The sequence below is a fragment of the Fulvimarina fulva genome, assembly GCF_039652615.1.
In the GTDB taxonomy this organism is placed as follows: Bacteria; Pseudomonadota; Alphaproteobacteria; order Rhizobiales; family Rhizobiaceae; genus Fulvimarina.
The window spans coordinates 24,188-46,425 of sequence record NZ_JBDJAC010000009.1 but is presented as its reverse complement, the minus strand read 5'-3'; the positions used below and the strand labels follow the sequence as shown (position 1 = coordinate 46,425).

20 protein-coding genes are annotated in these 22,238 nt (G+C 63.2%); 14 read left to right on the top strand and 6 right to left on the bottom strand.

All coding sequences use genetic code 11. The features are described from left to right. Positions 1–40: 40 nt before the first annotated feature. On the bottom strand, positions 41–646 hold the full coding sequence (locus tag ABDX79_RS13430; protein ID WP_346220814.1) for a J domain-containing protein: 606 nt from the start codon (positions 644–646) through the stop codon (positions 41–43). Between the two features lie 196 nt (positions 647–842). Here ABDX79_RS13430 and ABDX79_RS13425 point away from each other — a divergent pair, with 196 nt between their 5' ends. Continuing rightward, complete coding sequence (locus tag ABDX79_RS13425) at positions 843–1,151, top strand: BolA family protein (RefSeq protein WP_346220813.1); 309 nt, start codon at positions 843–845, stop codon at positions 1,149–1,151. A gap of 11 nt (positions 1,152–1,162) precedes the next feature. Here the strand turns inward: ABDX79_RS13425 and ABDX79_RS13420 are convergent, their stop codons facing one another. Further along, on the bottom strand, positions 1,163–1,606 hold the full coding sequence (locus ABDX79_RS13420) for a DUF805 domain-containing protein (RefSeq protein ID WP_346220812.1): 444 nt from the start codon (positions 1,604–1,606) through the stop codon (positions 1,163–1,165). Between the two features lie 382 nt (positions 1,607–1,988). Between ABDX79_RS13420 and ABDX79_RS13415 the strand changes: the two genes are divergently transcribed. Both ABDX79_RS13415 and ABDX79_RS13410 read left to right on the top strand, forming a co-directional pair. After that, positions 1,989–2,723: a YoaK family protein gene (locus ABDX79_RS13415; protein ID WP_346220811.1), complete on the top strand. Its 735-nt coding sequence runs from the start codon at positions 1,989–1,991 to the stop codon at positions 2,721–2,723. Between the two features lie 80 nt (positions 2,724–2,803). Further along, a complete protein-coding gene (locus tag ABDX79_RS13410) occupies positions 2,804–3,688 on the top strand; it encodes a polysaccharide deacetylase family protein (protein ID WP_346220810.1) in 885 nt (294 codons plus the stop codon). Between the two features lie 84 nt (positions 3,689–3,772). Here ABDX79_RS13410 and ABDX79_RS13405 read toward each other — a convergent pair whose 3' ends face one another. Beyond that, positions 3,773–5,257, bottom strand: coding sequence for an alanine/glycine:cation symporter family protein (locus ABDX79_RS13405; protein ID WP_346220809.1), 1,485 nt, complete (start codon positions 5,255–5,257; stop codon positions 3,773–3,775). Between the two features lie 482 nt (positions 5,258–5,739). On the opposite strand from ABDX79_RS13405, the gene ABDX79_RS13400 reads away from it, so the two are divergent. From ABDX79_RS13400 to ABDX79_RS13385, 4 genes are all read left to right on the top strand, one after another. After that, complete coding sequence (locus ABDX79_RS13400; protein WP_346220808.1) at positions 5,740–6,270, top strand: disulfide bond formation protein B; 531 nt, start codon at positions 5,740–5,742, stop codon at positions 6,268–6,270. A 27-nt stretch (positions 6,271–6,297) separates the two neighbouring features. Continuing rightward, positions 6,298–6,912, top strand: a complete 615-nt coding sequence (locus tag ABDX79_RS13395; RefSeq protein WP_346220807.1) for a glutathione S-transferase family protein — start codon at positions 6,298–6,300, stop codon at positions 6,910–6,912. 102 nt (positions 6,913–7,014) lie between these two features. Next, the gene (locus ABDX79_RS13390) at positions 7,015–7,476 is read left to right on the top strand and encodes a hypothetical protein (RefSeq protein WP_346220806.1); all 462 of its coding nucleotides are present in this window, start codon (positions 7,015–7,017) and stop codon (positions 7,474–7,476) included. A gap of 77 nt (positions 7,477–7,553) precedes the next feature. Further along, a complete protein-coding gene (locus ABDX79_RS13385; RefSeq protein WP_346220805.1) occupies positions 7,554–8,597 on the top strand; it encodes a histone deacetylase family protein in 1,044 nt (347 codons plus the stop codon). Positions 8,598–8,792: 195 nt separating this feature from the next. Here ABDX79_RS13385 and ABDX79_RS13380 read toward each other — a convergent pair whose 3' ends face one another. Further along, complete coding sequence (locus tag ABDX79_RS13380; RefSeq protein WP_346220804.1) at positions 8,793–11,000, bottom strand: lytic transglycosylase domain-containing protein; 2,208 nt, start codon at positions 10,998–11,000, stop codon at positions 8,793–8,795. A gap of 298 nt (positions 11,001–11,298) precedes the next feature. On the opposite strand from ABDX79_RS13380, the gene ABDX79_RS13375 reads away from it, so the two are divergent. The 5 genes from ABDX79_RS13375 (at position 11,299) to smpB (ending at position 16,540) form a co-directional block, all read left to right on the top strand. Next, positions 11,299–12,690 (top strand): ethanolamine ammonia-lyase subunit EutB, encoded by a 1,392-nt coding sequence (locus tag ABDX79_RS13375; RefSeq protein ID WP_346220803.1) that lies wholly within the window; start codon positions 11,299–11,301, stop codon positions 12,688–12,690. After that, positions 12,687–13,457 carry an ethanolamine ammonia-lyase subunit EutC gene (gene eutC / locus ABDX79_RS13370; RefSeq protein ID WP_346220802.1) on the top strand — a complete coding sequence of 257 codons (771 nt, stop codon included), beginning with the start codon at positions 12,687–12,689 and terminating at the stop codon, positions 13,455–13,457. The genes ABDX79_RS13375 and eutC overlap by 4 nt, the downstream gene beginning before the upstream one ends. A gap of 67 nt (positions 13,458–13,524) precedes the next feature. Next, positions 13,525–14,913 (top strand): ethanolamine permease, encoded by a 1,389-nt coding sequence (gene eat, locus ABDX79_RS13365; RefSeq protein ID WP_346220801.1) that lies wholly within the window; start codon positions 13,525–13,527, stop codon positions 14,911–14,913. 185 nt (positions 14,914–15,098) lie between these two features. Next, on the top strand, positions 15,099–15,980 hold the full coding sequence (dapA, locus tag ABDX79_RS13360; protein ID WP_346220800.1) for a 4-hydroxy-tetrahydrodipicolinate synthase: 882 nt from the start codon (positions 15,099–15,101) through the stop codon (positions 15,978–15,980). 86 nt (positions 15,981–16,066) lie between these two features. Next, entirely contained in the window at positions 16,067–16,540 is a 474-nt protein-coding gene (gene smpB, locus ABDX79_RS13355; protein ID WP_346220799.1) for an SsrA-binding protein SmpB, read from the top strand. Positions 16,541–16,549: 9 nt separating this feature from the next. On the opposite strand, the gene ABDX79_RS13350 is transcribed toward smpB, so the two are convergent. Then, the gene (locus ABDX79_RS13350; RefSeq protein ID WP_346220798.1) at positions 16,550–17,962 is read right to left on the bottom strand and encodes an MFS transporter; all 1,413 of its coding nucleotides are present in this window, start codon (positions 17,960–17,962) and stop codon (positions 16,550–16,552) included. 321 nt (positions 17,963–18,283) lie between these two features. Between ABDX79_RS13350 and ABDX79_RS13345 the strand changes: the two genes are divergently transcribed. After that, entirely contained in the window at positions 18,284–19,441 is a 1,158-nt protein-coding gene (locus ABDX79_RS13345; RefSeq protein ID WP_346220797.1) for a mechanosensitive ion channel family protein, read from the top strand. 32 nt (positions 19,442–19,473) lie between these two features. Here ABDX79_RS13345 and mnmE read toward each other — a convergent pair whose 3' ends face one another. After that, positions 19,474–20,901, bottom strand: coding sequence for a tRNA uridine-5-carboxymethylaminomethyl(34) synthesis GTPase MnmE (gene mnmE, locus ABDX79_RS13340; protein ID WP_346220796.1), 1,428 nt, complete (start codon positions 20,899–20,901; stop codon positions 19,474–19,476). 376 nt (positions 20,902–21,277) lie between these two features. On the opposite strand from mnmE, the gene ABDX79_RS13335 reads away from it, so the two are divergent. Then, positions 21,278–22,129, top strand: a complete 852-nt coding sequence (locus tag ABDX79_RS13335) for a DUF1206 domain-containing protein (protein ID WP_346220795.1) — start codon at positions 21,278–21,280, stop codon at positions 22,127–22,129. Positions 22,130–22,238 lie beyond the last annotated feature (109 nt).

Genomic DNA, 22,238 nt, shown 5'->3' with positions numbered 1-22,238 from the left:
CGTCCCGTGAAAGGGCGGTCGAGGTTTGGAAGTGGCGCCGTCAGCAGAAGCCGGCCTGCTTCAGCAGCTTGTAGGCCTGGATGACGTCCCGCAGCCGATCCTCATGGCCGCGATCGCCGCCATTGGCGTCCGGATGGAGCTGTTTCACCAGCTCCTTGTAGCGCACGCGCACATCCTCGCCGGTGGCGTTCGTCTGAAGGTTCAGCGTTTCGAGCGCCTTTTGCTCCAGCGGACGGACGCGCCGGCGTGCCTCCGTGCGTCCCTGAGCCGCATCCGCCTCGGCGCTCGCCCAGTCGAACGGCTCGCCGCGCTTGCGGCGGCGGGTGCGCGTGGCGTTTGGCGAGGAGGAGTTGTGCCCCATCGGATAGGTCGGACGATGACCCGTCAGCGAGTCCTTGAGATATTTGCGAATATCGTCGTCGCCGAGCCCGGAGAAGTAGTTGTAGCTCTTGTTGTACTGCCGGACATGGTCAACGCAGAAATTGAGGTATTCGCCCTCGTGATCGCGACCCATCGGCGCCTTGTGCAGGCCCGGCTTGTCGCAACCTTCCCAGGCGCACTCAGGCGTCTGGGGTTTGGGCTTGGCGCCGCCGGCACTGCGGCGCTTCACCCTGATCGTGTCGAAATATTTGGAGTCGAGTTTCATCGCGGGGGATTATGGGGCTTCAAATGCTGACGAACAAGAATTGACAGATCGGAAAATGCCCTGAAGAGAGGACGGTTGGAACGGACCTGCCGACGACGATCCGCCATCCATACCGCCTCGACTTGGAGTGAGGCGGGACGGAGGATGCGGCGGGATCGGTATCAGGGACCAGAAGTCAGAACAGGAAGGCGAGACCATGACCGTCAAAGCCGCAATCGAAACGAAGCTGCGCGACCGGTTCTCACCGGAAAGCCTCAACGTGATCGACGAAAGCCATCTTCACGCCGGCCATCACCATGCCGGCAGCGAGCATCATGAAGCCTTCGATGGTTCGGGAGAGACCCATTTCCGGGTTCAGATCGTCTCGGCTCAGTTCGAGGGCGAAAGCCGGATCAATCGCCAGCGGGCGATCAACAAGCTGCTTGCCGACGAACTGAATGCCGGCGTTCACGCGCTGGCGATCGAGGCAAGGGCACCCGGAGAGCCGGGCCGTCGCGGAGCGTAAGAAGGCTCGGCTCAGGAAAAGACGTCCGCCGCCTCTTCCTCGCTCAAGCCTTTCGGATCTGAGCCGAAGCGGTTGGGCCCGCTGGTGCCACGGAGACAGAAGAAGACGATCAGAACGATCGTGCCGATCAGTGGAATGATCCCGATCAGCAGCCACCAGCCACGTCGATCGGTGTCGTGCAGACGTCGGACCGCCACCGAAAGAGTGGGTATCAGGGTCGCGAGTGACCACAACAGGGTGAGAACGCCGCCATTGGCCTCCGCGCTTGCGGAGAACTCACCTTGGACGTCTCCCGTCGAGGTCACCACATCGCCACCGAGGCCGAGCGCGATGTCGAGAAAACCGAAAACGAACGAGCCGATGATGAGCAAGAGCATGAAGAGCCAGTATTCACGGCGCCGCGAGCGGCCGGAGAACTGAAAGTAGCGCTTCAAGGGAAGAAACATGTCAGACATTGGCGCATCCGTTCGCGTCGCAAGACGGGCGCTTCCCTCTCGCAGCCGCCTGTCGCGAAGCTGTCGGGCACACCCCGCGCAATCTGATCATCGGCCTGTTTCGTCAGGTCGATAAGGTTCAGCCTTTCTATCGCAGGTGTTCGCGGCATGTCTTCACTGGGCTTCGCACAGATGGGATTCGCTGCCATTCGTTGCGCCGCCGCAACTCTCTGAAACCTGCGCTTATGGGCTATCCTCTATGCTGGCATCACCGAGACAATAGCCGAGACCCCATGACGACCGCCCGAAACCACACCTGCGAACCGCATTGGATGTGTCCCGGACGCCGGATCTTCGCCTGGCGCGTGATGCCGTTGCAGGACGGCGCTGGGCGGGTGATCCGATGACGGAGCGAAAGGACCAGGGCTCGTTCAAGGTCTCCGAGAGCGATTTTCAGCAGGCGCTGTCGGAGAAGCGCGGAGCGCGTGGCGCTCTCGTCGGTTTCGCCTTTGCCTTCGCCGTCTCGCTGCTGGCCGGGATGACCGACGCGATCGGCTTTCTTTCAGCCGGGGACTTCATCTCCTTCATGAGCGGAAACACGACGCGCTTCGCGATCGCGTTTGCCGAAGCGCGTTATGTCGATGCGGCGCGCCTTGCAATGATACTCGGGGTCTTCGTTCTTGGAAACGCGCTCGGTGCCAGTATCGTGCATCTTGCGGGTTATCGGATCTCGCCGCTTCTCATCTTCGTCGGTTGTCTTCTCGCGGCAAGCGGCATGCTGTTCCACGGCGCGCATATGGTCTTCGCCCTGGTGCCAGCCGTACTGGCGATGGGCGCGCTCAATTCGGCGGTCGAGAGCGTTGCGGGCCATCCGGTGAGCCTGACTTACGTGACGGGTGCGCTATCACGCTTCGGCAAGGGGCTTGGGCGTCTGGCCGTGGGCAAAGGGGATTTCACCTTTCTCCTTCACGTGGTGCCCTGGATTGGAATGCTCTCCGGCGCGATCGGCGGCTCGTTTCTGCAGATCGAACATCCGACGATCTCCTTCTATGTGCCGGCGGGGATTGCCGCCTTTCTTGCATTCATCGCATTTCTGCTTCCGACCGATTTCGAGAAGGATTATCTCGGCCGCGTCTGAAGCGCACGCGCCGTACCCACTTTTTCGTCTGGTGCCCTACTTCGCCTGAAACGAGACCTCCAATCCGTTCCGGTGAACCCATGACATCGACCCGCGACCACGATCGCTATCCCTATTCGGCCTTGCCAGACCGCCCGGTTTTCGACTGGCCGAACGGCAAGCGGCTTGCCGTCTACGTGGCGCTCAACATCGAGACCTTCTCGTTCGGAGAGGGCGACGGGGCGGCACTCGCGCCCAGGCAGCAGCATCCCGACGTCCTCAATCATGCCTGGCGCGACTGGGGAAATCGTGTGGGTGTCTGGCGTATGAAGGCATTCTTCGACGCCCTCGATATGCCGCTCGCGCTTCTGCCCAATTCCTGCGTCTACGAGGATTGTCCGGGCCTGATCGAGGCCTTTCGCGAGCGCGGCGACGAGATCGTCGCCCATGGGCGCACCAATGCCGAGCGTCAGGGTGTGATGGGCGAAGTCGAGGAACGGGCGCTGATTTCCGAGGCAAGCGAGATCTTCAGAGCGCGCGAGGGCGTGCTTCCAGCCGGTTGGCTGGCGCCCTGGATTTCCCAGAGCGAGGTCTCGATCGATCTCCTGCAAAAGGAAGGCTATGCCTATTGTCTCGACTGGTGCCACGACGATCAGCCGACATGGATGACGACGCGCGACGGCGGACGCATTCTGTCTGTGCCCTACAGCCACGAGATCAACGATATTCCGGCGATCACCGCCAGATATACGGGCGCTGACGAATTCGCCGATATGATCGTCGCGCAGTTCGACGAGATGCTGGAGGCCTCCGAGACGGCGCCGGCGGTGATGAGCATCGCGCTCCACCCGTATATTTCAGGCCAGCCCTTCCGCCTCAGGGCCCTGAAGCGTGCACTCCGGCACATCGTGGATCACCGTGACGAGATCTGGCTGACCCGGCCGGGCAAGATCGCGAAGGCCTTTTCGGACGGCGAGACGCGGTAGAACTGCGAGGGCGCCGTTCCAGAACGAGAAAAAGGCCGGGATGACCGGCCTTTTTTCGATGCATGGAACCGATTCTTCCAAGTCTTACCGAATGCCGGGCTTCGGGCCGACATCGCCTTCCATCGTCCAGATGGTCGCGTCGACCTTGCCGCGCAGTTCGGGATACATGTCGTTGTCGAAGGTCGGCTCGAGGCCGGTCTTCTTCTGGGCGAAATAGTCTTTCGTCAGCTTCACGACGGTGCCGGACAGAAGCACGATGGCGATGAGGTTAAGCGTCGCCATCAGCCCCATGGAGGCGTCTGCGGCGTTGAAGACCGTCCCGACCGATTCGACCGAGCCCCAGATCACCATGGCAAGCGCGCCGATCCGCACGAAGGACATGCCGATCTTGCCGCCAGCCCCAAGGAAGGTCATCGCGTTCTCGGCATAGGAGAGATTGCCGATGATCGAAGTGAAGGCGAAGAAGAAGATGGCGATCGCGATGAAGGTCGCGCCCCAGTCCCCGAGATGGGCGGCGAGCGCGTTCTGGGTGAGGGTGATGCCGTCGACCTCTTGGCCCGGCGTATAGACGCCCGACAGGAGGATCATCAGCGCCGTCGCGGTGCAGATCATGAGGGTGTCGATGAAGACGCCGAGACCCTGGACGAGCCCCTGGCTCGCCGGATGGTGCGGCTGAGGCGTTGCGACCGCCGCGATGTTCGGCGCCGAGCCCATGCCGGCCTCGTTGGAGAAGAGGCCGCGCTTCACGCCGTTGAGGAGGGCCGCCATGACGCCGCCTGTCACGCCGCCGGCTGCTTCCTGGAAGCCGAAGGCGCTGGCGACGATGGTCCAGAGGGCGCCGGGAACCTCGGCATAATGCATTATGCAGACATAGAGGGCGACAAGCAGATAGGCGATCGCCATGAAGGGAACGATCACCTCCGCCACCCGGGCGATCGAGCGGATACCGCCGAAGACGATGACGCCCGCGAGCGCGGCCAGCGCGATGCCGATCCAGAGGCGCCCGAAGCCGAACACCTCTTCCGTCGCGCCGGCGATCGAGTTCGCCTGCACGGCGTTGAAGATGAGGCCGAAGGACAGGATCAATGCGATCGAGAAGAGGGCGCCCATCCAGGGAAGGCCGAGACCGCGCGCCATGTAGAAGGCTGGGCCGCCGCGATACTGTCCGTCCTCGTTTCGGATCTTGTAGAGCTGGGCGAGGGTGGATTCGGAATAGGCCGTTGCCATGCCAACGAGAGCGACCATCCACATCCAGAAGATCGCGCCCGGACCGCCCAGCGTCAAGGCAACGGCGACGCCTGCGAGATTACCCGTGCCAACGCGCGAGGCGAGCGACACGGTGAGGGCCTGAAGCGGCGAGATGCCCGACTTGTCGCCCGATCGCGAGCCTTTGATGACCCGGAAGAATTCCGGGAAATGCCGGAACTGGATGAAGGCGAGACGCAGGGTGAAGAACACGCCGATTGCGAGCAGGCCGTAGACGAGAACATAGCCCCAGAGAATGGTGTTCAGGAAATCGACAGTCGACGTGAAGCCGTTCAAAAATGCTTCGGGCGTGTAACTCTCCATCGGGCGCAGTCCTCAAATCCAAGGCATCGCAGCCGCATGAGGCGGCTGCTGTTCGCCACAATTGAACAGGCTTCAGACCGTCTGTCCATGGAGGATGAAACTGTTACCCACAGATGAAGACCCGCAGATCGCCGTGAATCAGGGTTGATCCTTTCCTGCGTCGGGCGAAAGCCGAGCGCCGATTCCCATTCGGCTTCAGACGCTTCCCTTAAACGCAGAACGGACGCGCCGCCCCTCGCAGCACGTCCGTTCAAGCATGTCCCCAAGACGGGAGCTTGTCGCTCCTGTGACGCGCCGTTGCCGTTCCCCAACCGCTTGGGCGCGCCCTTGCCCCTTGTTCGTTCAATATTGCGCAAAATTCTTAATGCTCCGTTAACGCCAATCCATCTCGCATGGGAGCGAAGTCTTTGATAACGGTCTCGCGCCTGTCCCGCGCTACCGCAGGATCCTGGCGCCGTCAGAATGCGAGGACGCCTTAAGCGATGTCATTTCTCAATCGTGCGACCGGCTTTCGCCAGAGCGCTGCCGCAACCCTGCTGCTTCTTGGAACGTCGATCACCGTCGGGACGGCGCTGCTGTTCCAATATGTCGGCGGCTACATTCCTTGCGCGCTCTGTTTGCAGGAGCGAACGCCTTATTACATCGCCATTCCGGTCGCGCTTCTGACGATGATCGCCGCCAGTGGCCGTGCCAAGCCAATCCTTGTGCGCGGGCTGCTCGTCGTCATCGGTCTCCTGATGCTCTGGTCGCTCTATCTCGGCGTCTTTCATGCGGGCGTGGAATGGGGCTACTGGCCCGGACCTGCTGAATGTGCAGGCGGCAGCGGCGACCTGATGAGCGGCGGCAGCCTTCTCGCCGAGATCGACCGTGTCCGCGCGCCCTCGTGCGATACGGCGGCGGGCCGGTTCCTGGGGCTCTCCTTCGCCGGCTGGAACGCGATCGCCTCCGCGATTTTCGCCAGCATTGCTTTTGGCGCGAGCCTTGCCCGGGCCGATCGCACAGAAACCCGCTGATATCAGCTCGATTGGAGGGCTCCGCCCATGATCACCGTTCATTGTCTTCAGTATTCACGCGGGTCGCGCATCGTCTGGCTTCTGGAAGAGCTTGGTGAGAGCTTTGAGCTGAAAAACTACGAGCGCACCGAGGCCTATCGCGCGCCGCCCGAGCTGAAGGCCAAGCATCCGCTCGGCAAGTCACCGGTGATCGAGGACGGCGATCTCGTTCTCGCCGAGTCTGCCGCAATACTGCGTTATATCGACGAGCGTTATGGAAATAATCGGCACTCGCCGGAGCCGGGCACGAACGCTCACGCCCATCACGACGAATGGCTGGACTTCGTGGAAGGCTCGATGGCGCGCTCGGTGATCGCGGCATTCTGGGCCAAGCGCAACGGCTCCGAGATCGAACAGAAGATGAAGGACGAGTTCGCGTCCATCATGGCCTATCTTGGCGATACGCTGGAGGATCGCCCGTTCCTGATGGGCGACAGGCTGATGCTCGCCGATATCCAGATTTCCTATCTGCTCGCGATGTCCGAATATGCCGGCGTGCTCCAGTCATATCCGCGTGTGATGGCCTATTGGGAACGCCTGAAGGCCGTTCCCGCCTTGCAGACGACGATTGAAAAGACCGGGCCGATCATGCCGAGGGACTGAGGCCGTCAGCTGGATCTCCGGCGCTCTCTCATTGCGGTAAATCCTTAGACGGCAAGGTAGTTTGAGCTTGCCGTCCAGCCTCGCATCGCAATGTGGCGAGCCATGACCCTGATAGCGCTTCTTATCGGTATCGTCCTGATCCTCACCCTCGGATTTGCCCACCATTTCGGTGTTTTGACGATCATCCGCATCACGCCTCATGCCGAAGCGAAGGGGCATCTGGCCGTGCTCGTGACCTTCGCCGGCCTGTTCGCCCTGCATCTCGCGGAGATCCTCGCCTTCGCGGTGATCTTCGCGGGCCTCCTGTCCTTCGAGGCTCTCGGCTCTTTCACCGGCAGCTATACCGGAAGCTGGGCCGACCTGATCTATTTCTCCGGCACGAATTTCGTGACGCTTGGCTATACGGGCATCACCGTGACGGGGCCGATCCGTATCATCAACATGTTGCAGTCGCTCGGCGGCTTCATGGCACTGACCTGGTCCGCGACGCTGATCTATTCCGTCTCCGGAACCGCGTGGCATCAGGGCGGCTACACCTCGGAAGAATCGCCCGAAAACGCCTGACAGGCGCAACGCAGATTGCTCTGGAATTTGCCGCCGAAGCGCACAGTTCATGACGAGACCCGTGTAAGGATCTCGCCATGGATATCGTCTTTTCGCAAAAGCAGCTCGTTCACCGGCCGCAGCAATACGGCGTGCACGGCCGTCTGGTGACGCCGCTGGAAAATCCGAACAGGGCCGAAACGCTTCTCAAGCGATTGACGGAGTGCGGTCTGTCGCACCGGGAGCCGGAGGATGTCGGGCGCGAAGCGATCACGGCGGTCCATGCCGGGCACTATGTCGATTATCTCAGCGGTGCCTGGAGCCGCTTCCAGGCCCTGAAGAATGCCGGACCCGAGGTTCTGCCGAATAGTCATCCCTATTATGCGGGCGCTTCGGCCCTCGGCGCCCGGCCGGCGCCGCGAACGACCGGCATTCTCGGCCAGACTGGGTGGTATATCGGCGATCTCTCCTGCGCCATGGGCGAGCACAGCTTCAAGGCGGCCTATGCCTCGGCGATGACCGCCGCGACGGCGGCGGACAGGGTGCTTGCGGGTGAACCCGCCGCCTATGCCCTTTGCCGCCCGCCGGGCCACCACGCCTATCCCGACCGCGCGAACGGCTTCTGCTTCTTCAACAACGCGGCGATCGCTGCCCAGCGGCTACGCTCGAAGCATGGGAAAGTGGCGATCATCGATTTCGACACCCATCACGGCGATGGCACGCAGGCGATCTTCTACGATCGCGGCGACGTCTTCGTCGGCTCGGTCCATACCGATACGACGGAATATTATCCGTTCTTCTTCGGCTATGCGGACGAGACCGGGCGCGGCGAGGGGGAGGGCTGCAACCGCAACATCCCGCTCGCCTTCAAGGCCGATGACGATGGGATCATCTCAGGCGTCGAGCTGCTGATCGAAGCAGCGACCAGTTTCGGTGCCGAAGCGCTCGTCGTCTCCGCCGGCTGGGACGCCCACAAGGACGATCCGCTGTCCCGGCTTTCGGTAACGGGAGAAGCCTATGAGCGGATCGGCGAACGCCTTGGCGCCATGAACCTGCCGACGGTCATCGTCCAGGAGGGCGGCTATTCCCTGGCGGCCGTGGCGGAGTGCGCGCCACGATTCGTGGAGACTTTCGGGCGTTAGATACGCCGCGAACCCTCGGCATACTCGGCCACCGTGCCGAGTATTAAGCGCAATATTTTTCAGATGTCGCGTTCGCATCGTTAAGTGCAATCGTTGAAGTTTCATCGCACTATGGATCCTCGGGACGGAGCCCGAGGATGACGAAACGCGGGGTTTGACGACGCTGGGATGAGGTGTCAGGCCTCTTCGACAAATTTACCCGTTCCGGCCGAACCGCAGATCCTTCTCGATCGAGAACGGCGCGCCGAGGCGGACCTTGTAGATCTGGTAGTTCTCCATGATCCGCTGGACGTAGGAGCGGGTTTCGCCGAACGGGATGCGTTCCACCCAGTCCACCACTTCGTCGAGCGGTTTGCCGCGCGGGTCGCCGAACCGGTCGATCCACTCCTTCGCGCGGCGCGGGCCGGCATTGTAGGCCGCAAAGGTGAGGACGTAGGAGCCGCCGAAATCGGAGATCTGCTCGCCGAGGAAGCGCGCGCCGAGGGTTGCGTTATAGCCCGGATCGGACAGCAGCCGGCCTTCGGAATAGGGTATACCCAGACGTCCGGCGACGCTGCGTGCCGTGCGGGGCATCAGCTGCAAAAGGCCGAGTGCACCCGCCCCCGAACGGGCCCTTGGGTTGAACGCGCTTTCCTGCCGCGCGATCGAATAGGCAAGCGCCTTGCCCGCCGCCGATATGTTCGCATTCGCCGGAATGACGCCGATCGGATAGGCGAGCGCCGGAGCGTCGACGCCGCGATAGCTGGCGAGCTTGCCGACGGTGAGCGACAGATTGTGGTTGCCGCGCCGCTCGGCCATGACGGCGAGGAGGGCGAGTTCGCCGGGGCTGTCGATTTCGCGCGCCAGATCGCGATAGAGGATATCGGCGCGCCAGTCCGATCCGATCTGTTCGAGCCGGTTGATCGCCTGCACGGCCTCGCGGGATTGAAAGCGCTGGCGCTCGGCATTGCTCGGGTTCGGGTAGGCGATCTGGCCCGGATTGCGGCCGAGCTTGGCGAGCGCGAGCTGGCCGTAATAGGTGGTCGAGTGGCGGGCTGCCTGGGAATAATAGGTCGAGGCGTTGCCTCCGCCTCCAGCCTCGGCCGCGCGGCCCAGCCAGTAATAGCCGCGGCCGAGCGAGATCGGCTTCGAGGAGACCCTGAGGATATTCTCGAAATGCCGATGGGCGGTGCGCGGATCGTTCAGGAAGCGCAGTGCGATCCAGCCGGCGTGAAATTCTGCCTCCGCGCGTTCCACATCGTCCTGAGCCGAATGTCCGGCGGCGATCTGGTAGGCGAGCTTCGGATTGCCGACGTCGAGAAGATCGCGCGCAACGATACGGCGCTCGTTCCACCATGCGTCGGGGTTGATCAGGACGCGCGGGTCCTGCGGTGCGTTGAGAAGGATCTGTGCCGCATCGTTCAGCCGGTCATGCTTGCGATAGTGCTCGACAAGGGCGAGCTGGTAGCTCGTCGCACGCTGGTCCGCCGGTACCTGGGCGAGCAGCGCCCCCGCATTGCGCTCGCCGCGAAGGGCCGCGGACCACGCGCGGAAGAGGCTCGTCGCCTCGGCGAGATTGCGCACACGATCGGCATCCGAGATGCGGTCGCGATAAAGCAGCATCGCCATGCGGTGGCGATGGTCGTCCCGCGTCAGCAGCGATCCGAAATTGGAAAGGACCTCGCGCTCGGTGCTCTTGTCCAGAACCTCGTTGTGCCAGAGGTTCTGAAGGACGGCCCGTGCCTGTCCCGCCTGGTTGCTCTGCTGATAGGCGCGGGCGAGCGCCATCGTGCCCTCCGGGGTTTCCGGCTTGCTGCCGGCGAAGGCGCGGAGCACCTGAGCTGCCGGCTGCTTCTCGCGCCACAACGCCTTCTCGCTGTTCTTGCGAAGCGTCGTCATGCCGGGCCAGCCGGCCAGCTCGCTTGAGGCTGCCGCGATTTCGTAGGAGGGGACGTTGTTGCCGCCCGAAAGCGCGATCGCCCAGGTCAGGATCTTGTGGTCGAGCGAGCCGCGCCGAAGACCCTCCCGGATACGCCGCGCCTTGGTCTCGTCACGGTCGGAGAGGGCTTGCAACCCTTCCTTCAGCTCGCCGCGTATCGGTGCGAGCTGGCTCTGGCGTGCGCCACTGGCTGCCAGGGACGCCGCGAAGGCACCTGTCGTGGCGGGCAGCGAAGGTGAGGCCGTGCGGTTCATCAGCGGATTTGCCGGAGCCGTCACCTCGCGCCCGAAGCGCCACGGGTCGACCGCCTCGTTCGATGTGCGAAGCGCGCTTGCTGCCGCCTGGGTGGAGCCGGTGACGATGCGATCGGTCTTGCCGGGCCGGTCGAGCGGAATCGGAACCGTCTGCGAAGAGGCCGAGGCCGTGCTCGCAGCAAGAAGCGACAGGGCGAGAAGGAGGCGTGGGGACCGGATGGTAAAGGTCATGCGGGTCGGGCGATCCTGATGGGTTTCGCGTCTCGGACCGTCCTGTCGCATCCGGGCGCCCCAAAGCGGGCGTCCGACGCAGCACGGCCCTGTTATGGTTGCGAAATGTCTCACGAACGGACTTAAGACTCGGTTACGGCCCTTTGGAGACCTGCGGCCCGATGTCGTTCAACTGTTCGCGAGCGCGGCGCCTGCTTGCCGAAAAGGCAGAGCCGCTTGATTTCGCGCTTGTGTTTTCAGTCCGATGCGTTTCCACTCCGGCGAGAAATGCTTGGTGCTAAGCGAACGGAGCGACCAAATGGCGCTGAAGACGTCCGTGGCAGGGCAGACCTGGAGTTTTGCCGATCTCAGAACCTTGCTCGCCAAGGCCTCGCCCGAGCGCTCCGGGGATCATCTCGCGGAGATCGCTGCCACCAGCGCTCTGGAGCGTGTGGCGGCCCAGCACTGCCTTGCCGACATGCCGCTCAAGGTCTTCGCCGGGCTCGAACTGATGCCCGAGGTCAACGACTGGGTGTCCGATCTGATCGCCAGCCAGCACGACGAGGTGGCTTTTCGCCGCGTGTCCTCTCTCACCGTCGGGGAATTGCGCGAGCATCTGCTGGCCGCCGGGCCCGAAGAGCTGGAGCGGCTCACCTTTGCGCTGACGCCGGAAATGGTCTCGGCGGTGTCCAAGCTGATGCGCAATCAGGACCTCATCGCCATCGCAGCCCGTCGCAAGGTGGTGAAGCGCTTCCGCTCGACGGTCGGGCTGCCGGGCCGGCTTTCCGCCCGCAACCAGCCGAACGATCCGACGGACGACAGCTTCGGCATCGCTGCGAGCCTCGTCGATGGTCTCCTCATGGGATCGGGCGACGCGGTGCTTGGCGTCAATCCGGCGACGGACAGCGTGGAGGACTACACCCGTGTGTGCCGCATTCTCGACGATGTGCGCTCGCGCTACGAGATCCCCACCCAGACCTGCTGCCTCGGCCATGTGACGACGGCGATCGAGGCGATCGAGGCCGGTGCACCGGTCGATCTCGTCTTCCAGTCGATCGGTGGATCGGCGAAGACGAACTCTTCCTTCGGCGTCTCGCTGGAGGTTTTGCGCGAGGCCGAGGACGCCGCAAAGAGTTTAAAGCGCGGCACGATCGGCGCAGACTGCTACTATTTCGAGACGGGGCAGGGCTCCGCGCTCTCGGCGAACGGCCATCACGGTGTCGACCAGCAGACCATGGAGGTGCGGACCTACGCCATCGCCCGTGCCTTCGACTGCCTGCTCGTCAACACGGTGGTCGGCTTCATCGGTCCGGAATATCTCTTCGACGGGCGCCAGATCATCCGAGCGGGGCTGGAGGACCATTTCTGCGGCAAGCTCCTCGGCCTGCCGATGGGCGTCGACGTCTGCTACACGAATCACGCCGAGGCCGACCAGAACGACATGGACGTCCTGTTGACGCTGCTCGCCGCCGCCGGGGTCAATTTCGTCATCACCGTGCCGGGTGCCGACGACATCATGCTCAACTATCAGAGCCTTTCGCATCACGATCTTGCCTATGCACGCGAGACCATGGGGCTGAAACCAGCGCCCGAATTCCTCGATTGGATGGTGGGCCAGGGCATGATGGACGAGACCGGCAAGTTGACGCCGGCCCCCGACGCCCTCGATGGGGCGATCGAAGGCGTCGAAAAATTGCTGGAGGCTTCATGAGCGATGCAGACAACCCCGAGGATGCGCGCCCACCGGCGATCGTCGCCTCGCCCGACAAGCTCGCGAAGCTGAAGGACCGGACGGATGCGCGGATCGCGCTCGGGCGTGCGGGCTCCGGCCTGCCGACGGCCCCGCAACTCAAATTCGCATTGGATCATGCAATGGCGCGGGACGCGGTCCATTCCGAACTCGATATCGAGAACCTGAAAGCGTCTTTCGAAAAGCTTGGATTCGAGCCGCATGTCGTCACGAGCCAGGCCGGCGACCGGACGACCTATCTCGCACGTCCCGATCTCGGTCGGGAACTCGATGTCGACGATCGTCACGAACTCGAGACCGAAACCGGCGGCGATCTTGCCATCGTCGTCGCCGACGGTCTTTCGGCGACCGCCGTCAATCTCAACGCGGTGGCGACGGTGGAGGCGCTTCAGACAGTCTGCGATCTTGAAATGCGACTCATCCTCGCGACAGGGGCCCGGGTCGCCCTCGGCGACAAGATCGCGATGGCGCTCAACTGCGAGAAGGTCCTCGTTCTCATCGGCGAGCGTCCGGGGCTTTCGGCGGCCGACTCACTTGGCGCCTATTTCACCCACAAGCCGCGCGAGGACACCGAGGACGCCGAACGCTTCTGCGTTTCGAATATCCGCAATGGCGGCCTGAACCCGCAGGACGCCGCCCGCAAGATTGCCGATCTCATTCTGAAGGCCGAGGAACGCGGCTATTCCGGCGTGACGAAGAGGGACGGGGCGAAGCAGATCGAAGACTAACAGAAACAGACGCCATCGCCGCCCGGCATGGCCGGATGAGCCGGCCCAAATGCAAGGAGCGACCAGCATGGCGAACGAGACCGACACGTCCGGGTCCGGCAAGGACTATTTCTCCGAACGCCAGCTGAAGCGCGGTGCTGCAGGCTGGTTGCTCTTGGTCGGTCTGGGCGTTGCCTATGTCGTCTCCGGCGATTTCGCCGGCTGGAACTTCGGCCTGCAGTATGGCGGCTGGGGCGGCCTCCTCATCGCGACGCTGCTCATGGCGACGATGTATGTCTGCATGTGCTTCTCGCTCGCGGAGCTTGCGACGATCGCACCGACAGCCGGCGGGGGTTACGGCTTCGCCCGCCGCGCATTCGGTCCGTGGGGAGGGTTTTTGTGCGGCATCGCGATCCTGATCGAGTATGCCATCGCGCCGGCTGCCATCGCCGTGTTTATCGGCTCTTATTGCGGCTCGCTGTTCGGCATTGATGGCTGGCCGGTCTATCTCGCCTTCTACGCCGTCTTCCTTGGCATCCACATCTATGGCGCTGGCGAGGCGCTGCGGCTGATCTTTGTCATTACAGCGCTTGCGGTTCTGGCCCTCATTGTCTTCGTCGTCGCGATGATACCCTATTTCGACGCGAACAATCTCTTCGACATCGCGGCCACCGATGCCGTTGGCGCGAGCGACTTCCTGCCTTTCGGCTATGTCGGAATATGGGCTGCTATCCCTTATGGAATCTGGTTTTTCCTTGCCATCGAAGGTGTGCCGCTTGCGGCCGAGGAGACCGCTGATCCCGAACGTGACCTGCCGCGGGGGCTGATTGGCGGTATTTCCATTCTTCTCCTGACGGCGGGTCTCATCCTTGTCTTCGGCGCAGGCGGTGCCGGCTCGTCGATCCTGCAGGACAGCGGCAATCCGCTGGTTGCGGCACTGGAAGCGCCGAGCGCCTATGGCGAACCGACCCTCGTCTCGCGTTTCGTGAACTTCGTCGGCCTCGCCGGGCTGATCGCGAGCTTCTTCTCGATCATCTACGGCTATTCGCGCCTTGTCTTCGCCATGTCCCGCGCGGGCTATCTGCCAAAGGTTCTTTCGCTGACGAACAAGCGCCAGTCGCCCTATCTTGCCCTCGTCATCCCTGGCATCATCGGATTCGTTCTCTCACTGACGGGGCAGGGCGATCTGCTCATTCTGGTAGCGGTCTTCGGCGCGACGATCTCCTACGTCATGATGATGGCTTCGCACATCAAGCTGCGGCTCGCCGAACCGGAATTGGAACGTCCTTACCGTACGCCGGGCGGCGTGGTGACTTCGGGTATCGCGCTGGTTCTGGCGCTGATCGCGACGATCGCCGGTCTTTTGGTCGATCCGCGCGCGGTCCTCGGTGCCGGGATCGTCTACGCCCTCTTCATCGCCTATTTCGCCTTCTACAGCCGGCACCGGCTGGTGAAGGGCGCGCCGGGGGAGATTTGAACCGACTTGCGAGAAGATTCATGAGCCTTGTCTTCGATTGATTTTACCGATCGCCGATGATGATTGGCATTTTCAGCCATGTCGGTGTATCCGCGTGCGACACAGAAAGCGGCTGGGGAAAGCCGCACGGGGTCGGGCGTTTCTGCAGGAAACCCGACCGCGCGGGGAGAAGTTGAGAGGCCACCATGTTCAAGGGTTCGATGCCGGCGACGATCACGCCGTTCACCGAAGAGGGCGCGTTCGACGCGGGCGGATTTGCCGACTTCGTCGAATGGCAGATTGCTGAAGGCTCGTCCGGCCTCGTGCCGGTGGGCACGACCGGCGAGACGCCGACGCTCAGCCATGCCGAGCACAAGGAGGTCGTCGAACTCTGTATCCGCACCACCAAGGGCCGGGTGCCCGTGGTCGCGGGCGCGGGATCGAACAACACCGCCGAGGCGATTGAACTTGCGACCTTCGCCGAAAAGGCAGGCGCGGACGGCGTCCTCGTCGTGACGCCCTATTACAACAAGCCGAACCAGCGCGGGCTCTATGCGCATTTTTCGGCGGTTGCAAAGGCGGTCTCGATCCCGATCATCGTCTACAACATTCCAGGCCGGTCGATCATCGACATGACGCCGGAAACGATGGCGCGGCTTTCGAACGATTTTTCTAACATCGTCGGTGTGAAGGATGCGACGGCGAAGATGGACCGCGTTTCCGAGCAGCGCCAGCATTGCGGCCCGGACTTTATTCAGCTTTCCGGCGAGGACGTGACCGCCCTTGGCTTCAATGCCCATGGCGGCGTCGGCTGTATTTCGGTGACGGCGAATGTCGCGCCCAGGCTGTGCGCCGAATTCCAGGCGGCCTGTGCCGCGAAGGATTTCGTAAAGGCGCTGGACTATCAGGACAAGCTCGCCCCACTGCACAAAGCGCTATTCATCGAGCCGAGCCCGGCGGGCGTGAAATATGCGCTCTCCAAGATCGGCAAGTGCCGGAACGTGATGCGCTCGCCCATGGTGCCGGTGGCGGACGAGACGGCCGAGATTCTGGATGCCGCACTGCGCCATGCGGGACTGCTTGATTGAAAAAGACTGGGTCGCGCCCAATCTTGAGGAGCTGACACCGAGCACGGAAAGGGCCGATCCGGCCCTTTCGAACTTTCAGAGCGAGCATGGCGAAAAAGAAGAAATCCTCCGGCAGCAACGTCGCCGCGGAAAACCGCAAGGCGCGCTTCAACTATGCGATCATCGACACGCTGGAGGCGGGTCTCCAGCTGACCGGCACCGAGGTGAAATCGCTGCGCGGCGGCAAGGCCTCGATCGCGGAAGCCTATGCGACGGAGGAAGAGGGCGAGCTCTGGCTGATCAATTCCAATCTGCCGGAATATCTTCAGGCCAACCGCTTCAACCATAACCCGAAGCGCCGGCGTAAGCTGCTGGTCCACCGCGCCCAGCTGAACCGGCTGGCCGGTGCCGTTCAGCGCGACGGCATGACCCTCGTTCCGCTCAAGATCTATTTCAACGATCGCGGCACGGCCAAGCTCGAACTGGCTCTCGCCAAGGGCAAGAACGCCCCCGACAAGCGCCAGACGATCAAGGAGCGCGAGTGGAACCGGCAGAAGCAGCGGCTGATGAAGGACGCCTGATCCGGCTCTTTAAATCGCGCGCCGTTCCGGTCCGCGTGTAAATGCGAGAATCGCAAGGCCCGCGAGGAAGAAGAACACGATGGCGCTCATGCCGATGCGCGAGGCCGTGACCGGATCGGTGAGGCCCGCCGCGATCGCCGTCAGACCCGCGACCGAAGCGGGAGCGAGGAAACTCGTCGCCCGGCCGATCAGCGCGTAAAAGCCGAAATAACGACCCGCTTCGTCCACCGTCACGCTTTCGGCAAGCCACGCCCGCGACGAGGCCTGCACCGGGCCGAAGGCAAGGCCGACGAGCAGCCCCCAGAGGATATAGGCCTTTTCGGCGCCGCTCGCGAAAAGGCCTGTCGCCTCCGTTGCCGGGAAGGTGACGAGGCCGAAGGCCGTCGTGGTCGGACTTGTCGAGACCAGGCCAATCGTGGCGATGGCGAGCGCTGTAACCGAGAGGACGACGAGCCGCTTCGAGCCAAGCCGTGTCGCGAGCGTGCCGGCGAAGATGCAGCCGGGGATCGCCGTCAGGTTGAGAATGACGCCGAAGACGCCGATCTCGATGATCGACCAGCCGAACATGCCGGCGGCGAACGCGCCGCCCAGCACGAGAAGCGCGTTGACGCCGTCCTGGTAGAGCATCCGCGCGATCATGAACTTGAGAAGCTCGATCCGTGCCCGGATTTCCCGCGCGGTTGCCATCAGGTCGCTCATACCCTCGCGAACGGCCCGCGACAGCGGCTCCTTGCGCTCGCGATCCGGCGTCAGGAGGAAGAGGGGTATCAGGAAGATAAGGTACCAGAGCGCCGCCAGCGGCCCTGTCGCCCGCGCGCCTTCGCCCTCCGCCGGATCAAGGCCGAAGAGCGGTTCGAGGCCGAAGAGAGTGACGCCCGTTTCGGGCGAGCCCGCGAGAAACCCGAGCGCGAAGATCAGAAAGACGATGCCGCCAGCATAGCCGAGGCCCCAGGCGGTGTTCGAGACCCGGCCGATCTTCTCCTTGTTCACGAGGCGCGGCAGCATCGCGTCGTTGAAGACGATCGAGAACTCCGCCGAAACCTGAGCGATGACGATGAAAGCGGCCGCGAGAAACAGCCCGGAGCCGGGCGATGCGACGAACCAGACTCCGATCAGTGCCGCGATCTTGAGACTGGCGAAGACGGCGATCCAGGGCTTTCGCGGTCCCGCCCGATCTGCGATCGAGCCGAGAAGCGGCGAGAGCAGGGCGACGGTGATGCCGGCGATCGTCGCGGCAAGGCTCCATGCGGTTTGTCCGGTCGCCGGGTTCGCTGCGAGCTGCGAGACGAAGTAGGGCCCGAAGACAAAGGTGATGACCACCGTGAAGAAGGGCTGGGCCGCGAAATCGAACGACATCCAGCCCCAGACCGCCGGCTGTTTCAACGGAGCGCCATAGGGAGGGGCGTCTTTCACCTGTGTCATGACCTGTCTCCCGACGCCGACCACCGATTTTCGGGCTCCGTCCGGCGGAGCAGAATGGACCTGCCATATTTCCGCTTGCGGCACCATGAGGAGCGCTGTGCATGAACGTCGACAGGCTTTTCGAATGACGCGCGGCGCGCAAACCCGGCATCGTCAATGGCGCGGATCACGTCACATTGCCATCATATGATCCCGAAAGCGTCTTGTTTGCGCCGCAACATGAGTTAGCCTTCCGGTGTGACGGGAGGATGATTGGAACACAACGACGGCAGGGAAGGATGTCGGAGACGACCCGCCGCAGGAGCGGACAAGGAGACATCCATGGATCGGTTTTTCCACCAGATCGTCGCTTGGCTGAACTGGCTTCCCGACGAAATCAATGGCCTCATTCTCATCGTCATAGCCGCTTTCATCGCGGTCGGCCTGCACAAGCTCGCCATGCGCCTCGTGCGCAAGGCGCTCGGGCGGCGCGATTACTGGCGTGCGATGTTGTTGCGCACCAAGGGGCCGACGCGGCTTGCTTTCCTGATCTTGTTCATATCCGCGGCCGTCAAGGCGGCGCCGTTCCGGGCTTATGATGCGGAGATCATGTCGCGGTTTCTCGGCGTCGGTTTCATCTGCCTCGTGGGCTGGACGCTCGTGCGGGCCTTGCAGATCGCCGCTGACCTTCACCTGCGCCGCTTTCGGATCGAGGACGACGACAATCTCCTTGCCCGCAAGCACGTCACGCAGATCCGGATCCTTTTGAGGGCTGCGACCGTCCTCCTCACGGTCATCACGGCGGCGGCGGTGCTGATGACCTTCGACAGCGTGCGGCAATATGGCGTGTCGCTGCTCGCAGCCGGCGGTGCCGCCGGTATCGTGGTCGGGCTCGCGGCCCAGCCAGTGTTGTCGAACCTCCTGGCGGGCATTCAGATCGCGATCACGCAGCCGGTCCGTATCGAGGACGCGGTCGTCGTCGAAGGGGAGTGGGGCTGGGTCGAGGAGATTACCATGACCTACGCCGTCGTTCGCCTGTGGGACTGGCGACGGCTGGTTCTTCCTATTCGCTATTTCATCGAGAACCCCTTCCAGAACTGGACGCGGGAAAACGGAGCCATCATCGGGTCCGTCATGCTGCGGCTCGATTTCACCGCGCCGATTAGCGCGATCCGCGAGAAGGCGGCGGAGCTCGCTGCGGCTTCGCCGCTCTGGGACCGGCGGGTGGTCAATGTCCAGGTCTCGGATGCGAGCGGCGAGACACTCGAAGTGCGCATTCTGGTTTCGGCCAATACCTCGCCGAAGACCTGGGATCTTCGCTGTGAGATGCGGGAAAAGCTGATCGAATGGCTTCAGGCCGAGCATCCGGCCTGCCTGCCACGCCAGCGCATGGTGTTTGCCCATGCAGCGGAAGCCAATGGAGACGTGGCGCATCTGAGGGTCGCGTCGTCCCGAGGAGGCGAGGCGAGGGCACCGCGCTCGCCACTCGCCGCCGAATAACCCGGCGAGCGGGGAAAGCGTGGAGAAGGTGGTTACTTTCCGATGCAGAATTCGGAGAAGATCACGTCCAGGAGATCTTCCACGCCTACCGCGCCCGTAAGGGCACCGAGCCGTGTGGAGGCCCGGCGCAGGGTCTCGGCGGCAACCTCGTCGGGTGTGTTCGGGTCGTCGAGGAATTCATCGAGGATGCGGACGGTATCTTGAAGTAGCTCGCGCTGCCGCACGCGTAGGGGAACGGCCGATGCGGGATCGCCGGCCGCGGCGCGCGCGCGCACCGCAATCTCCTCGACGAGCGCGGACAGGCCCGCGCCTGTCTTTGCCGAGATGGCGAAATCGTAGCCGCCTTCTTCCAGATGCCTGTGGTGGCCTTCCCCGTCCTTGCCGGACGCGAGGTCCACCTTGGTGCGGACGGTCAGGATATCGCGTTCGACGCGCGGCTCTTCGCCGTCCTCCTCTTCGTCCAGCGCCTGCCCGACAGGCCCAAGCGAAGGCTTGACGTAGGACAGAAGCCCTTTCAGGCGCGAGAGCGGGCCGGGCGCATCGCGCGGGTCTTCGAGGGCCAGCACGAGATCGGCCTCGTTCATCGCCGCGCGGGCCCGGCTGACGCCGATCGCCTCCACCGCGTCCTTGGTCTCGCGAATACCGGCGGTATCCGACAGGACGATCGGAATGCCTGCGAGATCGAGGGTGACGGATATGACGTCCCGTGTCGTGCCCGGAACGTCGGTGACGATCGCCGCGTCCCGTTCGGCCAGTGCGTTGAGAAGGCTCGACTTGCCGGCATTCGGAGCGCCGACGATCGCGACCTTGAAGCCGGAGCGCAGGATTTCGCCGCGCCCCGCCTTTTTCAGGTGGTCCTGGATATCTTCCCGAATGGCGCTTACGGCATCGCGGACACCTGCATCGGCGTTCTCGCCGACATCGCCTTCGTCGGCGAAGTCGAAACCGGCCTCCACCATGGCCCGCGCCCGGGTGAGCCGTTTCATCCAGCCGCCATAGAGCGCGCTCAGCGCTCCGCCCGCCTGGCTGAAGGCCGCGCGGCGCTGCCCTTCGGTCTCGGCGGCAAGAAGGTCGGCGAGCCCCTCTGCCTCCGTCAGGTCCATGCGACCGTTCTCGAAGGCACGGCGCGTGAACTCCCCGGCCTCTGCGAGACGGACGTCTTCGATCGCTGTTGCGGCCTGCAGAAAGGCCGAGACGACGGCGCGCCCGCCATGGAGGTGAAATTCGGCAATGTCCTCGCCGGTTGCGGTGGCGGGGCCCTCGAAGAAGAGCGCAATGCCCGTGTCGATCGGGATGCCATCCGGGGACCGGAAGGTGCGAAGGCTGGCGCGGCGTCCGCCCGGCAGCGCGCCGGCAAGCGTCGTCATGACCGTGCTCGCCTTCGCACCGCTGACGCGAACCACCGCAACGCCGGAAGGCATTGCGCCGGAGGAGAGGGCGGCGATCGTATCGGAATGCATGATGGGTAGCTCGCGGCTTCGCGGTTCGGCTTGGATTGCTCGTTCCCTGCGACAGAACCAGCTTGCGGGTTTGGGTGCAAGCAAAGATCGGTGTCGCACCGGAGCCGCTCATCGTTTTGGCTGAAGCATAGGACCCAAAATGGGAATCGGTGTTCGGATCATCCGAGGGGATGACGAAAGACCGGAGCATGAGCCCCGATTTCGGTATGGGGTCTCATTCTTCAGTGCCGCTCAAATCCATGGAGCAACCGCTAACTGCTTGCCGCGCCAAGAAATCTTTTCTCCGCCCCTCGACAAAGCGCGTCACCTTGGCAGGTTCTTCCCAAAGGGACGATCAAGGTTCTGGGCGTTTCGCTCGCCAGGACAGGAGAATTTTATGGCGCAGACAGATCTATCCTGGACCGTCCCGGTCATGCGGGCGGGCTACACGGGACGTGGGATCACCTATCTCGCCGTTGCCGGCTTCTCGCTCTTTGCCATCTGGCATGGCGGGCAGGCCCAAGGCACCAAATCCTCGCTTGCCCAGTTGGAGAATTCCACCTGGGGATCGGTGGTGCTTTTCGTAATCTTTCTCGGCATGCTTGCCTATGCTGCCTGGCGGGTCATCGCGGCCTTCTATGATCTCGAATGCCGGGGGGACGACGCCAAGGGCCTTGGTGCACGAGCCGGCATGATTATCACCGGCCTTCTTCATCTCGGTATCGGCTTTTTCGCCTTCTCGCTCCTGTTTCTCGGCTCATCCGGGTCCGGCGGCGGCTCGACGACTGGCCAGGCCGTGCGCTGGGTGCTCGGCCTTCCTGGTGGACGATGGATCGTGATGGCGATCGGAGCGGGCGTCTTCTGCGCCGGGATATACTACATGTACAAGGGGTGGGCCGGAAAATATCGCAGGCATTTGCAAGCCAATCCTGTCACGTTGAACTTCAACTCGGTACTCAAGGCCGGCCTGATCGCCCAGGGTGTGGTCATTTGCATCGTCGGCATTCTCTTCATCAACGCCGGCTGGACGTTCAACGCCGAGCAAGCGGGCGGAACCGACAAGGCCTTCTCCTGGCTCACTGGGCAGATCTACGGACGTGTTCTCGTCGGCGCGATCTGCGTCGGGCTGTTGGGCTTCTCGCTGTTCTGCTTCGTCAATGCACGCTACCGGATCGTGCCACGGGTTGTCGGCGACGACGTCGAGACGATGGCGGCGAAGCTGAAGGCGAAAGCGCAGGGAAGCGCGTAATATCAGCGGTTTCCTGGAACCATTGGTATCATGCGACCGCTGGCAGCCCGAGCGGCGCATGAGCCATTCGTCGGACGCGCATTGATCCGAGGGGCAATTCATTTGTCCG

What these genes read in the sequence shown, in the direction of transcription:
- ABDX79_RS13430 (WP_346220814.1), bottom strand. Translation starts at nt 646, where the DNA reads ATGAAACTCGACTCCAAATATTTCGACACGATCAGGGTGAAGCGCCGC.
- ABDX79_RS13425 (WP_346220813.1), top strand. Translation starts at nt 843, where the DNA reads ATGACCGTCAAAGCCGCAATCGAAACGAAGCTGCGCGACCGGTTCTCA.
- ABDX79_RS13420 (WP_346220812.1), bottom strand. Translation starts at nt 1,606, where the DNA reads ATGTCTGACATGTTTCTTCCCTTGAAGCGCTACTTTCAGTTCTCCGGC.
- ABDX79_RS13415 (WP_346220811.1), top strand. Translation starts at nt 1,989, where the DNA reads ATGACGGAGCGAAAGGACCAGGGCTCGTTCAAGGTCTCCGAGAGCGAT.
- ABDX79_RS13410 (WP_346220810.1), top strand. Translation starts at nt 2,804, where the DNA reads ATGACATCGACCCGCGACCACGATCGCTATCCCTATTCGGCCTTGCCA.
- ABDX79_RS13405 (WP_346220809.1), bottom strand. Translation starts at nt 5,257, where the DNA reads ATGGAGAGTTACACGCCCGAAGCATTTTTGAACGGCTTCACGTCGACT.
- ABDX79_RS13400 (WP_346220808.1), top strand. Translation starts at nt 5,740, where the DNA reads ATGTCATTTCTCAATCGTGCGACCGGCTTTCGCCAGAGCGCTGCCGCA.
- ABDX79_RS13395 (WP_346220807.1), top strand. Translation starts at nt 6,298, where the DNA reads ATGATCACCGTTCATTGTCTTCAGTATTCACGCGGGTCGCGCATCGTC.
- ABDX79_RS13390 (WP_346220806.1), top strand. Translation starts at nt 7,015, where the DNA reads ATGACCCTGATAGCGCTTCTTATCGGTATCGTCCTGATCCTCACCCTC.
- ABDX79_RS13385 (WP_346220805.1), top strand. Translation starts at nt 7,554, where the DNA reads ATGGATATCGTCTTTTCGCAAAAGCAGCTCGTTCACCGGCCGCAGCAA.
- ABDX79_RS13380 (WP_346220804.1), bottom strand. Translation starts at nt 11,000, where the DNA reads ATGACCTTTACCATCCGGTCCCCACGCCTCCTTCTCGCCCTGTCGCTT.
- ABDX79_RS13375 (WP_346220803.1), top strand. Translation starts at nt 11,299, where the DNA reads ATGGCGCTGAAGACGTCCGTGGCAGGGCAGACCTGGAGTTTTGCCGAT.
- eutC (WP_346220802.1), top strand. Translation starts at nt 12,687, where the DNA reads ATGAGCGATGCAGACAACCCCGAGGATGCGCGCCCACCGGCGATCGTC.
- eat (WP_346220801.1), top strand. Translation starts at nt 13,525, where the DNA reads ATGGCGAACGAGACCGACACGTCCGGGTCCGGCAAGGACTATTTCTCC.
- dapA (WP_346220800.1), top strand. Translation starts at nt 15,099, where the DNA reads ATGTTCAAGGGTTCGATGCCGGCGACGATCACGCCGTTCACCGAAGAG.
- smpB (WP_346220799.1), top strand. Translation starts at nt 16,067, where the DNA reads ATGGCGAAAAAGAAGAAATCCTCCGGCAGCAACGTCGCCGCGGAAAAC.
- ABDX79_RS13350 (WP_346220798.1), bottom strand. Translation starts at nt 17,962, where the DNA reads ATGACACAGGTGAAAGACGCCCCTCCCTATGGCGCTCCGTTGAAACAG.
- ABDX79_RS13345 (WP_346220797.1), top strand. Translation starts at nt 18,284, where the DNA reads ATGGATCGGTTTTTCCACCAGATCGTCGCTTGGCTGAACTGGCTTCCC.
- mnmE (WP_346220796.1), bottom strand. Translation starts at nt 20,901, where the DNA reads ATGCATTCCGATACGATCGCCGCCCTCTCCTCCGGCGCAATGCCTTCC.
- ABDX79_RS13335 (WP_346220795.1), top strand. Translation starts at nt 21,278, where the DNA reads ATGGCGCAGACAGATCTATCCTGGACCGTCCCGGTCATGCGGGCGGGC.